Origin of the sequence: Lelliottia sp. SL45 (assembly GCF_026672535.1) — a bacterium.
GTDB lineage: Bacteria > Pseudomonadota > Gammaproteobacteria > Enterobacterales > Enterobacteriaceae > Enterobacter > Enterobacter nimipressuralis.
In genome coordinates this window covers 2675436-2689059 of the sequence record NZ_JAPPRH010000003.1, presented here as the reverse complement: position 1 = coordinate 2689059, position 13624 = coordinate 2675436, and the positions used below count along the sequence as shown (strand labels likewise).

At 56.1% G+C, this 13624-nt stretch carries 15 protein-coding genes; 6 read left to right on the top strand and 9 right to left on the bottom strand.

Annotation, left to right across the window (positions count from 1 at the left end):
* Nucleotides 1-43: 43 nt before the first annotated feature.
* Complete coding sequence (gene sfbB / locus OVA10_RS19140) at nucleotides 44-1057, top strand: virulence-associated ABC transporter ATP-binding protein SfbB (RefSeq protein WP_268196622.1); 1014 nt, start codon at nucleotides 44-46, stop codon at nucleotides 1055-1057.
* Complete coding sequence (locus OVA10_RS19135; RefSeq protein WP_100777343.1) at nucleotides 1050-1709, top strand: methionine ABC transporter permease; 660 nt, start codon at nucleotides 1050-1052, stop codon at nucleotides 1707-1709. The genes sfbB and OVA10_RS19135 overlap by 8 nt, the downstream gene beginning before the upstream one ends.
* Before the next feature lie 4 nt (nucleotides 1710-1713).
* Here the strand turns inward: OVA10_RS19135 and mnmH are convergent, their stop codons facing one another.
* The 5 genes from mnmH to ppiB form a co-directional block, all read right to left on the bottom strand.
* Entirely contained in the window at nucleotides 1714-2784 is a 1071-nt protein-coding gene (gene mnmH, locus OVA10_RS19130; protein WP_268196621.1) for a tRNA 2-selenouridine(34) synthase MnmH, read from the bottom strand.
* 98 nt (nucleotides 2785-2882) lie between these two features.
* Complete coding sequence (purK, locus tag OVA10_RS19125; protein ID WP_123429344.1) at nucleotides 2883-3950, bottom strand: 5-(carboxyamino)imidazole ribonucleotide synthase; 1068 nt, start codon at nucleotides 3948-3950, stop codon at nucleotides 2883-2885.
* Nucleotides 3947-4456: a 5-(carboxyamino)imidazole ribonucleotide mutase gene (gene purE / locus OVA10_RS19120; RefSeq protein ID WP_100777340.1), complete on the bottom strand. Its 510-nt coding sequence runs from the start codon at nucleotides 4454-4456 to the stop codon at nucleotides 3947-3949. Before purE ends, purK begins: the two co-directional genes overlap by 4 nt.
* Before the next feature lie 118 nt (nucleotides 4457-4574).
* Nucleotides 4575-5297 (bottom strand): UDP-2,3-diacylglucosamine diphosphatase, encoded by a 723-nt coding sequence (gene lpxH / locus OVA10_RS19115; protein ID WP_268196620.1) that lies wholly within the window; start codon nucleotides 5295-5297, stop codon nucleotides 4575-4577.
* Between the two features lie 3 nt (nucleotides 5298-5300).
* Entirely contained in the window at nucleotides 5301-5795 is a 495-nt protein-coding gene (ppiB, locus tag OVA10_RS19110; protein ID WP_107704116.1) for a peptidylprolyl isomerase B, read from the bottom strand.
* A 173-nt stretch (nucleotides 5796-5968) separates the two neighbouring features.
* Between ppiB and cysS the strand changes: the two genes are divergently transcribed.
* Nucleotides 5969-7354 (top strand): cysteine--tRNA ligase, encoded by a 1386-nt coding sequence (gene cysS, locus OVA10_RS19105; protein WP_102104252.1) that lies wholly within the window; start codon nucleotides 5969-5971, stop codon nucleotides 7352-7354.
* A gap of 71 nt (nucleotides 7355-7425) precedes the next feature.
* Here cysS and malI read toward each other — a convergent pair whose 3' ends face one another.
* The 4 genes from malI to folD all read right to left on the bottom strand — a co-directional run bounded on the left by malI (nucleotide 7426) and on the right by folD (nucleotide 11402).
* Nucleotides 7426-8442, bottom strand: a complete 1017-nt coding sequence (malI, locus tag OVA10_RS19100) for a Mal regulon transcriptional regulator MalI (protein ID WP_102104251.1) — start codon at nucleotides 8440-8442, stop codon at nucleotides 7426-7428.
* A gap of 83 nt (nucleotides 8443-8525) precedes the next feature.
* Complete coding sequence (locus tag OVA10_RS19095; RefSeq protein WP_100777337.1) at nucleotides 8526-10025, bottom strand: PTS transporter subunit EIIC; 1500 nt, start codon at nucleotides 10023-10025, stop codon at nucleotides 8526-8528.
* A 296-nt stretch (nucleotides 10026-10321) separates the two neighbouring features.
* Entirely contained in the window at nucleotides 10322-10534 is a 213-nt protein-coding gene (gene ybcJ / locus OVA10_RS19090) for a ribosome-associated protein YbcJ (protein WP_194512806.1), read from the bottom strand.
* 1 nt (nucleotide 10535) lies between these two features.
* A complete protein-coding gene (folD, locus tag OVA10_RS19085; RefSeq protein ID WP_102104250.1) occupies nucleotides 10536-11402 on the bottom strand; it encodes a bifunctional methylenetetrahydrofolate dehydrogenase/methenyltetrahydrofolate cyclohydrolase FolD in 867 nt (288 codons plus the stop codon).
* Nucleotides 11403-11709: 307 nt separating this feature from the next.
* On the opposite strand from folD, the gene fimA reads away from it, so the two are divergent.
* The 3 genes from fimA to fimC all read left to right on the top strand — a co-directional run bounded on the left by fimA (nucleotide 11710) and on the right by fimC (nucleotide 13611).
* Nucleotides 11710-12264, top strand: a complete 555-nt coding sequence (gene fimA, locus OVA10_RS19080; protein WP_100777334.1) for a type 1 fimbrial major subunit FimA — start codon at nucleotides 11710-11712, stop codon at nucleotides 12262-12264.
* Nucleotides 12265-12329: 65 nt separating this feature from the next.
* On the top strand, nucleotides 12330-12875 hold the full coding sequence (fimI, locus tag OVA10_RS19075) for a type 1 fimbrial protein subunit FimI (protein WP_102104249.1): 546 nt from the start codon (nucleotides 12330-12332) through the stop codon (nucleotides 12873-12875).
* A gap of 43 nt (nucleotides 12876-12918) precedes the next feature.
* The gene (gene fimC, locus OVA10_RS19070; protein WP_123429341.1) at nucleotides 12919-13611 is read left to right on the top strand and encodes a type 1 fimbria chaperone FimC; all 693 of its coding nucleotides are present in this window, start codon (nucleotides 12919-12921) and stop codon (nucleotides 13609-13611) included.
* Nucleotides 13612-13624 lie beyond the last annotated feature (13 nt).

Genomic DNA, 13624 nt, shown 5'->3' with positions numbered 1-13624 from the left:
ACAGGGCAGCCGAGTCTGCCCTTTTCGCATTTCTGAGGTAGTCATGATTGAGTTAGACAAGGTATGCGTCGACTTCCAGACAGGACGTGGACCTTCCACCCGTGCGGTTTCCGACGTCAGCCTGACGATTGCGACGGGCGAGATTTTTGGCATTGTCGGCACCAGCGGCGCCGGGAAAAGCACGCTGCTGCGCACCCTTAACGCGCTCCAGCGCCCGAGCGCGGGCCGCGTGAATGTTAACGGCGTGGAGATTTCCGCCCTCGACGGCGTGAATTTGCGTAAAGCACGCCAGCGTATTGGCATGATTTTCCAGCATTTCAATTTAATGCATACCCGCACGGTGGCGCAGAACGTGGCGTTCAGCCTCAAAGCCGCCGGATGGGCGCGCAGCAACATCGCCCCGCGTGTGGCGGAGATCCTCGCCCTGGTCGGGCTGACGGACAAAGCGAATCGTTACCCGGTGCAGCTGAGCGGCGGGCAGAAACAGCGCGTGGGGATCGCCCGTGCGATTGCCAACCATCCTGACGTCCTGCTCTGCGACGAACCGACATCCGCGCTGGATCTGGAAACCTCGGCCACCATTCTGGCGCTGCTGAAGCAGATCAACCAGCAGATGGGGATCACGATCGTGCTGATCACCCATGAGATGAACGTGATCAAATCTATCTGCGATCGCGTGGCGGTGATGTCCGGCGGCGAAGTGGTGGAGCTGGGCGAGGTGTTTGACGTCTTTGCCCATCCGCAGCATCCGTTCACGCAGCAGCTGGTCTCCCATACTCTGAACCTGACCCTGCCGGAGCGGTTGCAGCAGCACCTGCCGGGGCAACTGCTGAAAATTCTGTTTATCGGGGATTCCGCCGAGCAGCCCGTGCTCTCGGATGTGGCGATTAAATTTGGCGTGGCGGTGAATATTCTGCACGGCAAAATCGAGTACATCGGTGAACGCGCGCTGGGGATTCTGGTGGTGCAACTGACGGCGGATGACCCGTCCGTGGTGGCGTCTGCCGTGGAACATATTCGTCATCGTACAGCCCAGGTGGAGGTGATCCGTGGATGATTTAGTGGCCGATCTGGGCCTTGCGTTTAACGAAACCTTCCAGATGCTGAGCATCTCAACGGTGCTGGCGATAATTGGCGGCCTGCCGCTCGGCTTTTTGATTTTCGTCACCGACCGCCACCTGTTCTGGCAAAACCGCGCTGTCTATCTGGTGAGCTCCGTGCTGGTGAACATTATCCGTTCGGTGCCGTTCGTGATCCTGCTGGTTCTGCTGCTGCCGTTGACGCAGCTGCTGCTCGGCAACACCATCGGTCCGATTGCGGCGTCGGTTCCGCTCTCCGTGGCGGCGATTGCGTTTTACGCCCGTCTGGTGGACAGCGCCCTGCGAGAAGTGGACAAGGGGATCATCGAAGCGGCAGAAGCCTTTGGTGCCAGCCCGATGCGGATTATCTGCACCGTTTTACTGCCGGAAGCGAGCGCCGGGCTGCTGCGTGGCCTGACCATTACGCTGGTGAGCCTGATCGGTTACTCGGCGATGGCGGGAATTGTCGGCGGCGGTGGGGTAGGGGATCTGGCGATCCGCTACGGCTATTACCGTTACGAAACCCAGGTGATGGTTGTCACCGTGATCGCGCTGATCGTGCTGGTGCAGATTGTTCAGGTGCTGGGCGACTGGCTGGCGAAGCGCGCCGATAAGCGCGATCGCCGTTAGAGAATCAGGCCACCAGCCAGGTGGCCACCGCGTTAAAATCGCCCCGAAAGACAATTTTGTCGGCTTTTTTCGCCAGCTGAAAGCGGTACATCGGGTCGTAATAGTCATTGAGCAGTGGCGCAAGCCAGGAATAGTGCGCCTCGGTACGTCCGGTGCGCTGCTGCTCGATGAGCGCGGAATCAAGTAAGGCGCTGAACTCTGCAAACCGCTGTAACCCCAGACGGCGGCGGATGGCGAACAGGCCGTGGTGCAGATAGTCGGTGTACTCCTGCCAGCCTTTTTCTTCGCCGAATGCGGCTGAAAAATCCTGCCACATGTGCGCGAAATACTCCTCGCGCAGGCGTTCAAGACGAATATCAAAAGGATCGTCCACCACCACGATAGGCGATTGCGCCATGCGCTCGCGCAGACACTCCGGCAGATGGTTGGAGCCAATCATTCGGCCTTCGTCTTCCAGCACCCAGCGTGCGGCGTCCTTTTTCAGCAGCGCAACGGCCAGGTGATTTTCAAAACTGGCCTGCGACAGCTGAGCGTTAAGCGTGCGGCCAAAGGATGAGCCGCGATGACGCGCCAGCCCCTCCAGGTCGATGCCCGACGCGTGCTGTTTAACCAGCAGCGTTTTGCCGCTGCCGGTACAGCCGCCAATCAGCACCATCGGCTTTTGCACCTGTTCGGCGGTGGCTTGGATCGCGGTCTGACGCAGGGCTTTGTAGCCGCCCACAATCAGCGGGTAATCAATGCCCATCGCGTTTAGCCACGCCTGGGCAATGTGCGAGCGCTGCCCGCCACGCGCGCAGCAGAGATAACCGCCAGGGTTAGCCAGACAGGCGTCGCGCCAGGCGTTAATCCGCTCTTCCCGCGTGTTGCCGCTGACCAGACTATGTCCCAACGCCAGCGCGGCTTCTGGCCCCTGGCGTTTATAGCACGTGCCCACTGCGGCGCGTTCGTCGTCGGTCATCAGCGGCAAATTGAGCGCAGCAGGCATGGCGCCCTGGGTGAATTCGATCGGCGCGCGAACGTCGATTAAAGGGGTATCGGCGGCAAGGATCGCGCGATAGTCCGTTCCATCGTTCATGAGAAGTCCTGAAGGAAACAAAACAGCAATAGGCGGGGATTTTACGCGCGTTGAAAGATGCCGGGGAAGGAAAAGATCAACTCCCCGGCATTTAGACCTTATTTGAGTTTGCTTTGCGCCCAGGCGATGCCGCTTGCGTACTCAGGTGGCAGCAGCGGAACCATCGCTTCGAGAGTGGCGCTCAGGCGGCCAGCGTCGTCATCGTTCAGATTGAGATGCCCGACTTTTCGGCCTTCGCGCACCTCTTTGTCGTACCAGTGCAGATGGACCAGCGGCAGTTTCAGCCAGTCATAATTCAGATCGGTACCGATGAGATTGATCATCACCGACGGGCTGTTCACCACCGGCTGCGGCAGCGGCAGATCGGTGATGGCGCGCAGGTGCAGCTCAAACTGGCTGATAGAGGCGCCGTTTTGTGTCCAGTGGCCACTGTTATGCACGCGCGGGGCGAGTTCGTTGATCAGCAGACCGGCTGGCGTGATAAAGCACTCCATCGCCATGACGCCGACATAGCCCAGCTCATGCATGATGGCTGAGAGCATATCTTCGGCCTGCGCCTGCTGAGTGGCGTTCGCCTGCGGGAACACCACGCTGGTGCGCAGAATGCCGTCCTGATGCAGGTTATGGGTCAGGGGATAAAACACCGTGCTGCCGTCATGGGCGCGCGCGCCAACCAGCGACACTTCGCCGCTAAAATTGATCCCCTGCTCGACGATACATTCGCCGTAGCACTCGTCCGGCAGCTCGGCGGTTTCGTTTGCACGCAAACGCCACTGGCCGCGCCCGTCGTAGCCGCCGGTGCGACGCTTCACGATCGTCAGCTCGCCGAGGGTCTCGAAGACCGCCGGCCATTCGCTTTTATCCGCCAGCAATTGCCACGGGGCCGTCGCCAGGCCCAGCTTGTCGAACAGCTGTTTTTGCGTCAGTCGGTCAGCAATAATCGGGAACACATCGCGGTTCACGAAGGCGTTATGACGCGCCAGCTCGCGGGTTAACGCAGTTTCCGGCCAGCGCTCGATTTCAGCGGTGATGACGCTTTGCTGAAACGGCACGGCTTCTGGCTCAGCGTCCAGCCCGACGGGCCAGACGCTGATGCCCAGCGGCTCACCCGCCTGACGCAGCATTCGGCCCAGCTGACCGTTCCCGAGGACGCAGACCTGTTTCATGCCTCACCTCGCGGATCCGGATTCTCCAGCACCTCGTCGGTCTGGGCTTTACGCCACTCTGCCAGACGCTGATGCAGTTCTTTATCGTGTGTTGCCAGAATTTGTGCCGCCAGCAGCGCAGCGTTCGCGGCACCCGCTTTGCCAATCGCCAGCGTACCGACCGGGATCCCGCGCGGCATCTGTACGATGGAATAGAGGCTGTCAACGCCGCTCAGGGCTGCACTTTGCACCGGCACGCCCAGCACCGGCACCAGCGTTTTGGCGGCGATCATGCCTGGCAGATGTGCAGCACCGCCCGCACCGGCAATGATCACCTGATAGCCGTTCTCTTCTGCGCCTTCGGCGAAGCTGAACAGTTTATCGGGGGTACGGTGCGCGGAGACCACTTCAATATGATGTGGAACGTTCAGGATTTCGAAGATTTCGGCGGCAAACTGCATGGTAGCCCAGTCGCTTTTGGACCCCATCACGATGGCGACACGCGCCGGATTATTGCGGGAAGACATGCGTCTTAAAACTCCTGTGGGTGCGGAACACACTGCTTTGAGGGCACAGAGAATAGCATTAAATCACGAGCAGGAAAACGATTGCGTAGCGATGATTTCGGCAACAAACAGAGGGGGATTAAAACGGGAAAGGGATCAGTTCTATACCGTCTGGCGTGACTTTTACCATTGAGCCTTCCGTGTGCCACGCGCCTAACACGACGCGGTGCGCGGGCTCGCCGTTAGCGGATAGCGTGTGGACGTCAGGGCGATGGGTATGGCCGTGAATAAGCCATTGCACGCGATGTTTTTCCATCACCTCGATAACCGCCTGCGGATTCACATCCATGATGGACAGGGATTTGCTGCTGTTGGCGGCTTTACTGCCTGCGCGCATTTTGGCGGCAATGCGGTTGCGGATAAACAGCGGCAGAGCGAGAAACAGGGTCTGAATCCATGGCGTATGGACTTTGGCGCGAAACGCCAGATAGCCGGTATCGTCGGTGCAGAGCGTGTCGCCGTGCATGATCAGCACCTGGCGACCGTAGAGATCGAGCACCTGTTCTTCCGGCAGCAGCATCATGCCGCTTTCACGGGCAAAGCGTTTGCCAATCAGAAAATCGCGATTGCCGTGGATGAAGAAGCAGGGGACGCCGGAATCAACCAGCGCTTTGATGGCGGCGGCGATTTCACGGTGCAGAGGGTTGGGGTCGTCGTCGCCAATCCAGGCTTCAAAGAGGTCGCCCAGAATGTAGAGCGCATCGGCAGAGCGGGCTTCGCCTTGTAAAAAACGCAGAAAACCGGCGGTGATCGCCGGTTCTTCTGTTTGCAGATGGAGGTCTGCAATAAAGAGTGTCGCCACCAATTACTCGCTGACGGTCACGCTGGTAATGATAACGTCTTCTTTAGGAACGTCCTGGTGCATACCGCTGCGGCCAGTTGCCACGCCTTTGATTTTCTCAACCACGTCCATGCCTTCAACCACTTCTGCGAATACGCAGTAGCCCCAGCCCTGCATGCTTTCGCCGGAGAAGTTCAGGAAGTCGTTGTCAGCCACGTTAATGAAGAACTGGGCAGTCGCAGAGTGTGGAGCCTGGGTACGCGCCATTGCCAGCGTACCACGGGTGTTTTTCAGACCGTTGTTCGCTTCGTTTTTGATCGCTTCTTTGGTTTCTTTCTGGTTCATGCCAGGTTCAAAACCGCCGCCCTGAATCATAAAGCCATTGATCACGCGGTGGAAAATAGTGTTGTTGTAGAAACCTTCGCGGCAGTAGTCCAGGAAGTTTTTAACTGTTTCAGGCGCTTTATCGTCAAAAGTTTTGATGACGATATCGCCATGATTAGTGTGGAAAGTAACCATTTTTGCATCCTGTTCCGGTATTGTGGTACGTCGACCTCTGTAAGGTCACAGATAAGAGGGCTGTTATAGCATAACCGTAAGACGGGATCATCTTGCATTGTGTGCTGATTCCGGTCTGAATTATGGGTATTATACAGACTTTATTATCCACACACGTCTACACGGAATCTTCGATGTTAAAAATCTTTAATACTCTGACGCGCCAAAAAGAGGAATTTAAACCTATCCATGCCGGGGAAGTCGGCATGTACGTGTGTGGTATCACTGTTTACGATCTCTGTCATATCGGTCATGGGCGTACTTTTGTCTCGTTCGACGTGGTCTCTCGCTACCTGCGTTTCCTGGGCTATACGCTCAAGTATGTGCGTAACATCACCGACATTGATGACAAAATCATTAAACGCGCTAATGAAAACGGTGAGAGTTTTGTCGCGCTGGTGGACCGCATGATCGCTGAGATGCACAAAGATTTTGATGCACTCAATATTCTGCGTCCGGACAGCGAGCCGCGTGCCACGCACCACATTCATGAAATTATCGATATCACCGAAAAGCTGATCGCCCGTGGTCACGCCTATGTTGCCGACAACGGCGATGTGATGTTCTCGGTGCCGACCGATCCGAACTACGGCCAGCTCTCTCGCCAGGATCTGGACCAGCTGCAGGCCGGTGCGCGCGTTGACGTCGTTGACGTGAAGCGCAACCCGATGGACTTCGTGCTGTGGAAAATGTCCAAAGCCGGTGAACCAAGCTGGCCATCCCCGTGGGGCGAAGGGCGTCCGGGCTGGCACATTGAGTGCTCGGCGATGAACTGCAAGCAGCTCGGCAAGCATTTTGATATTCACGGCGGCGGGTCGGATCTGATGTTCCCGCACCATGAAAACGAAATCGCTCAGTCCACCTGTGCTCACGGCGGCGAGTACGTGAACTACTGGATGCACTCCGGCATGGTGATGGTCGATCGCGAAAAGATGTCCAAATCACTGGGCAACTTCTTTACCGTGCGCGACGTGCTGAAATATTACGACGCGGAAACCGTTCGCTACTTCCTGATGTCCGGCCACTACCGCAGCCAGCTGAACTACAGCGAAGAAAACCTGAAACAGGCGCGTTCTGCGCTGGAGCGTCTGTACACCGCGCTGCGCGGCACCGACAAATCTGTCGCACCGGCAGGGGGCGATGCGTTCGAAGCACGCTTTATCGAGGTGATGAACGACGATTTCAACACCCCGGAAGCCTACTCGGTGCTGTTTGATATGGCGCGTGAAGTGAACCGCCTGAAAACAGAAGATATGGCTGCCGCGAACGCGCTGGCCGCTCATCTGCGCAAACTCTCTGCGGTGCTCGGCCTGCTGGAGCAAGAGCCGGAAGTGTTCCTGCAAAGCAGCGCGCAGGCGGACGATGGCGAAGTGGCGGAAATTGAGGCGTTGATCAAAGCGCGTCTGGAAGCGCGTCAGGCGAAAGACTGGGCGGCGGCGGATGCGGCGCGTAATCGCCTGACCGAAATGGGGATCATCCTGGAAGATGGCCCGCAGGGCACCACCTGGCGTCGTAAGTAGGTCACTGTTACCCGGTCAATTCCGTAAAACAGTCAATAAAGCGCCCGACATGTTCGGGCGTTTTGCTATTTCTAGGCCGACTCCCGCGCGATCAGCTGCCCGGAAAGGGTAATCCGCTGCGTTTGCAGATCTGGCTCTTTCAGCTTGCGAATCATTAAACCGGCCGCCTGACGGCCCGTCTCTTCACTCGCCGACGACACATAGGTGAAGGACGGCGAGGTCAGATTCACATGCAGCATATCTTCAAACCCGACCAGCGCGACCTGCTGCGTCAGAAACACATCTTTTCCGACGGTACGCCCGACCTGATGAATCCCGGAAATCGAACCGATCATCGCATCCGGCGAGTGGCACAGCAGGGCGGTGATGGTGTTGTTTTTTTCCAGCAGCTGACGGGTGATAAACCCCGCCGCCTGGGTATCGTCGCTACAGACCGGGGCGGACTCTTCGCGGTTCACCAGGCCGTATTGCGTCATCGCGCTGCGAAAACCGAGCAGGCGCTGCTCGCGGATCAGACAGCCTTCCCGCCCGCCGATATAGGCGATATTACGATGCCCGCGCTCAATCAGATAACGGGTGGCGAGATTCGCCGCCTGGCGATTATCGCGCATCACCAGATTGCAGGTTTCATTCAGCAAGGACTGGGAGACCACGACCAGCGGTAACGGGCATTCGCGGATTTGCGCCGGAAGCGTGGAGGTTCGCGTATCGGACGCCAGATAGATCACCCCGGCGACGCCCTGCTGTTTAAACGAAAGCAGGCAGCGCTCAAGATGCTCGTGATCGTTAAGCGGCTGCCCGAGGAAAACCATATAGCCTTGCTTTTCCAGCTCCTGCACGATGCTCGCCATCACTTTGATGGAGAAACTGTCGCTGAAATCACGCAGGATCAGGCCGATAAGATTGGAGGTGTTGGCGCGAAGATTGGCGGCAGCGACGTTATGAATGTAGCCAAGCGTATTGATGGCAGCGTGGACTTTCTCAATCGTTGCCTCTGAGATTTTCCCTTTCTGACGTAACACCAGCGAGACGGTGGACACCGATACGCCTGCGTGTTTTGCGACATCAATAATGCTGACTTTCTTCAAACTCGCTCCCTGAAATTTCTCGATTATCAGCCAGATAAGACACGCCTCCCAGAGTACAGGAGACGTGCCGGTCCGGCATCTTATTATTTACCGATCATGGTGGACATGGTCTGGGCGATAAACTGTGCTCTGGCACCGAAAATCACCTGAATACCGTTATCGCCGACGAAGACGACGCCGCGCGCACCCAGACCGTTCAGCCCGTCTTTATCCACTTCATCACTCTTCGCCACTTCCAGACGCAGACGCGTGATACAGGAGCCGACGGAGTCGATGTTTTTCGCGCCACCCAGCAGGCCGATGATTTCGGTCGCGATTTCGGTGTCGGTTTTGTCATCCGTGGTGGCGGTCACTTCCGTGCGGCCCGGCGTTTTGACGTCGAAACGGCGGATGACGAAGCGGAAGGTGAAGTAGTAGATCAGCGCCATCGGAATACCGATGATCACGGCGTTGAGGAAGTTAGTCTGATAGCCGTTGAACGACGGCAGGATACCAAACGAAATGTAGTCAATCAGGCCCGCAGAGAAGGATTTGGCGATGTGAGCGTGCAGAAGATACATCGTCATGTAGGCCAGACCCGCCATAATAGCGTTAAAGACGTACAGGATTGGGGCCACGAAGATAAAGGTGAACTCCACCGGCTCGGTGATGCCCGTCAGGAAGCAGGTTAACGCCGCTGAGAACAGAATACCGAAGGCGATTTTCTTATTCTTGGTGTGGGCTTCATGATACATCGCCAGACAGGCCGCAGGCAGCGCGAACAGCATCAGCGGGAACTCGCCCTGCATGAATTTACCGGCGTTCTGGTAAGTGTCGCTGCTAAAGGATTTGGTCCCTTCTTCCAGCATTTTGAACCAGATTGTCTGATCGCCGTGGATCACCTGGCCCGCCTGGGTGGTGTAATCGCCAAACGAATACCAGAACGACGGATACCAGATGTGATGCAGGCCGAGCGGGATTAACGCACGTTCAACCAGACCAAAGATAAAGGTCGAGGCCGCCTGATTATCGCCGTTCACAATTACCGACAGGGCATCGATCCCCGCCTGAATGTGCTGCCAGACATACGGCAGCAGCAAACCGAGAACGAATGATAGAAACGCAGTGGCGATGGCGACAAAACGTTTGCCGGAGAAGAAGCCGAGGAATTCCGGCAGCTGCATGGTGTGGAAACGGTTATAGCACCAGGCCGCGAGAATACCGCAGATAAGCCCGCCGAAAACGCCCATTTGCAGCGTCGGAATACCCACCACCATGGCGTATTTCCCGCCCTGGGAGGCCATTTCCGGCGTAATGCTCAGAACGGTGCCGATGGTGATGTTAGTGACAAACACCGATACCGCCGCCGACAGGGCTGCGATCCCGGATTCAGACGCCAGGCCGACGGCAGAGCCAATGGCGAACAGCATCGGCAGGTTATCAAAAATAACCCCACCGGCGTTCATCATCAGCGGCATGTGGAATTTATCGCCGAAGGCTAACAGCAGGCCCGCAGCAGGAAGCAGTGAAATTGGCAGCATCAACGCGCGACCAATCATCGATAACTTAGACAACGATTTAACAAACCCTGATATCAGACTCATGCTGATTTCCCCCGAGAAGCGCTTTGAGAGGCGCTGTTATTGTAAGTAGAACGTTTTAGTAGAACGTTCTACTTATCGTGAGAGAAGCCTGAAATTCGTGCAACTTAATTTTCACATTTCAACAAACGAAATAGTGATTCTTTGAAGTTGATCGAGAATTAACCGTTATGGTTGAGGGGAAATCAGGGGGCTGAGAGGGGGAAAATACCGGGCGGCGGAAATGCCTTACCCGGTCTACAAACACCAACCACGCGTCATTGGCCCGACATGCGAAGCGCCGCCGGGCCTTAAGCGACTCAGGCGGTAATGGTGATGCTCTGGTTTTCGAAGGTGACCGTCTGCCCTGCGACAATTTTGCAGCGCTTGCGGGTTTCAATCACGCCATCGACTTTAACCAGGCCGTCGGCGATGAAAATCTTCGCCTGTGCGCCGCTTTCGCTCCAGCCTTCCAGCTTCAGCAGATCGCACAGTTCAACGTGCGGGTGTTTACCTAATGAAAATGTCGCCATCTTACGCTTCCTCTGCGTCGTGATACTCAACGCATGCTTGCAATGTATTCTGAATCAGGGTTGCTACGGTCATTGGACCCACGCCACCCGGTACCGGTGTGATGTAAGACGCGCGCGCGGCGGCGTCTTCAAATACCACGTCACCCACCACTTTGCCGTTTTCCAGACGGTTAATACCCACGTCCACTACGATGGCGCCTTCTTTGATCCACTCGCCCGGAATAAAGCCCGGCTTACCGACCGCCACGATCAGCAGGTCGGCATTCTCGACGTGCTGACGCAGGTTTTTGGTAAAGCGGTGCGTCACGGTGGTGGTGCAACCGGCCAGCAGCAGCTCCATGCTCATCGGGCGGCCAACGATGTTGGATGCGCCAATCACCACGGCGTTCAGACCGTAGGTGTCGATGTTGTAGCGCTCCAGCAGCGTCACAATACCGCGCGGCGTACACGGACGCAGACGCGGTGCGCGCTGGCACAGACGTCCAACGTTATACGGATGGAAACCGTCCACGTCTTTATCCGGTGCGATACGCTCCAGCACCTTCACGTTGTCGATGCCCGCAGGCAGCGGCAACTGCACCAGAATACCGTCGATCGCGTCGTCGGCATTCAGGGTGTCAATCAGCTCAAGCAGTTCTGCTTCGCTGGTAGTTTCAGGCAGATCGTAGGAACGGGAGACGAAGCCCACCTCTTCACATGCTTTACGTTTACTGCCGACATAAATTTGCGATGCCGGGTTGCTGCCAACCAGCACAACGGCTAACCCTGGAGCGCGTTTTCCGGCCGCTGTACGCGCCTTCACTTTTTCCGCGACCTCAGAGCGCACCTGCTGCGCAATCGTTTTACCGTCAATAATCTTTGCTGCCATCAGAGAGAGGATTCCGTCTGTAACGTTTGAAAGGGGGATTGCCTATATTTTGTCAGAAGCGAGGCCCGCTGTCAGTCACCCATTGAGAGATTTCCACAATCAGGCCCTAAACCCTGCTCATTGAATGGTCTTTTCCTAAGGGAAATTAGGATGTAGCCTGGAATTATCGCAGTGTTTTGACCTGTTTTAATATTTGTACGTGGGCTACTTTGTTGCTTCCAAAATAAACTTTCAATTACGCAATTGAATGTGTTTTTTATTCCCGAATTAACCCGGGAAGGGCTTTTTATATTCCAAAGGAACAGATATGAAACTTAGCAATATTGCTTCTTCCGTCATTGCTTCGCTGGTATTGGTTGCGGGTGCAGCTCATGCAGCAGATCCCGTTTCCGTCAATGGCGGTACCGTTCATTTTAAAGGTGAATTAGTTAATGCGGCATGCGCAGTAAATACTGAATCTGCGGATCAGATCGTGACTCTGGGTCAATATCGTACCGCTAAATTCACGAAAGTGGGCGATACCACTTCTAATATTCCGTTCAACATTGAACTGAATGATTGCGATCCAGAAGTGGCTGCCACCGCTGCTGTTGCCTTCACCGGCCAGATTGATGCGACCGATAAAACCCTGCTGGCAGTAACCGCAGGCGATAACGACAACACGGCTAAAGGTGTTGGTATCGAGATCCTGGATAGCGCGTCCAGCACCCTGACACCAGACGGTGCAACCTTCTCCGCAGCGAAAACGCTGATCGCAGGGACCAACACCCTGAACTTCACCGCACGCTACAAATCGACTGCGGCAACCACTGAGCCTGGTCAGGCGAACGCGGACGCCACTTTCGTCTTGAAATACGAATAATCGGCTTTTCAGGGAAGACCGGGCCTCAGGGAAGAGGCCAGTTTGATCCACATCGAGGGCTAAGGATGACCAGAATTGGGCTTCTGTTTCTGCTGACGATTACTGCCGTACAGCCTGTGATGGCGCACCGCGTGGTGGTGGATGGCGGACGGGTACATCTCAAAGGTGAGCTGGTCAACGGCGGTTGCGCCGTGGCGCCCGAGAGTCAAAGCCTGCGCGTGGAGATGGGGCAGTATCGCACCAACGCCTTTCACGGTGTGGGCAGTTTTTCGACGGTGGATGTGCCTTTTACCCTGCGTCTGGTGGATTGCAGTGTGGATGTTTCCCGCACGGTCGGGATGATGTTTCAGGGCATCACGCCCGCTGAAGATCCGCAGGTCTTTCTGGCAACATCCCGTCCCGGCAACAGCCGCGTCAGTAGCGGGATTGGGCTGGCACTTTTTGATTCGCAGAAGCGACAGATTATTCCCAACGCCACCGCCAATAATATGCTGCCGATCGACACGCCCGAGCTGAACTTTCATTTCAGTGCGCGCTATCGGGCTATTTCAGAACACCTTGTGCCGGGCAATATTCAGTCGGATGTCTGGTTTACGTTGATTTATCCATAACGTCGTACACGCCTGCGAACTTAATAGTAAAGGTATTGTTGTGATGAACTCCCTAATAAAACCAGGACTGATCTTTTCGCTTATTTTGATGATGATTTCTCTGCCCGTTCAGGCATCCGGTGGGATTGCTCTGGGGGCGACGCGCGTGATTTATCCGGCCGACGCGAAACAGACATCGCTCGCGATCACGAACAGCAATAAACAAGAGCGCTATTTAATTAACGCGTGGATTGAAAACGATCGCGGGCAGAAAGAAAAAACCTTCGCTGTCACGCCGCCGCTGTTTGTCAGCGAACCCGACAGCGAGAACACGCTGCGCATTATCTATGCAGGGCCACCGCTGCCAACGGACCGCGAATCCCTGTTTTACATGAACGTGAAGGCCATTCCTTCGGTGAACAAAGCCAACCTGGAAGGGAAAAACGTTCTGCAGCTGGCGATTCTGTCGCGTATCAAACTGTTTGTGCGACCAAAAAATCTGGCGATGCCGCCGGAAGAGGCGCTTTCGCAGCTGCGCTTTGAACGCGCGGGCAACCACCTCAAAGTCAGCAATGCTTCACCCTATTACGTCACGCTGGTGAACCTGCAACTGGGCGGGAAGAAGCTGGAAAATATCATGATTGCGCCGAAGAATTCAGCCCAGCAGGCGCTACCTGACGGGGCCAGCGGCACGCTCTCCTGGCAGAGCGTGAATGATTACGGCGCGATCACTCCCGCGCGTCGCGTCAGTCTTTGAGCAGAGTCACAGT

Bases quoted from the DNA above. Each gene is read 5' to 3' on its own strand.
- cysS (WP_102104252.1), top strand. From the start codon at position 5,969: ATGTTAAAAATCTTTAATACTCTGACGCGCCAAAAAGAGGAATTTAAA.
- ybcJ (WP_194512806.1), bottom strand. From the start codon at position 10,534: ATGGCGACATTTTCATTAGGTAAACACCCGCACGTTGAACTGTGCGAT.
- mnmH (WP_268196621.1), bottom strand. From the start codon at position 2,784: ATGAACGATGGAACGGACTATCGCGCGATCCTTGCCGCCGATACCCCT.
- purK (WP_123429344.1), bottom strand. From the start codon at position 3,950: ATGAAACAGGTCTGCGTCCTCGGGAACGGTCAGCTGGGCCGAATGCTG.
- fimC (WP_123429341.1), top strand. From the start codon at position 12,919: ATGAACTCCCTAATAAAACCAGGACTGATCTTTTCGCTTATTTTGATG.
- fimA (WP_100777334.1), top strand. From the start codon at position 11,710: ATGAAACTTAGCAATATTGCTTCTTCCGTCATTGCTTCGCTGGTATTG.
- ppiB (WP_107704116.1), bottom strand. From the start codon at position 5,795: ATGGTTACTTTCCACACTAATCATGGCGATATCGTCATCAAAACTTTT.
- folD (WP_102104250.1), bottom strand. From the start codon at position 11,402: ATGGCAGCAAAGATTATTGACGGTAAAACGATTGCGCAGCAGGTGCGC.
- fimI (WP_102104249.1), top strand. From the start codon at position 12,330: ATGACCAGAATTGGGCTTCTGTTTCTGCTGACGATTACTGCCGTACAG.
- sfbB (WP_268196622.1), top strand. From the start codon at position 44: ATGATTGAGTTAGACAAGGTATGCGTCGACTTCCAGACAGGACGTGGA.
- OVA10_RS19095 (WP_100777337.1), bottom strand. From the start codon at position 10,025: ATGAGTCTGATATCAGGGTTTGTTAAATCGTTGTCTAAGTTATCGATG.
- purE (WP_100777340.1), bottom strand. From the start codon at position 4,456: ATGTCTTCCCGCAATAATCCGGCGCGTGTCGCCATCGTGATGGGGTCC.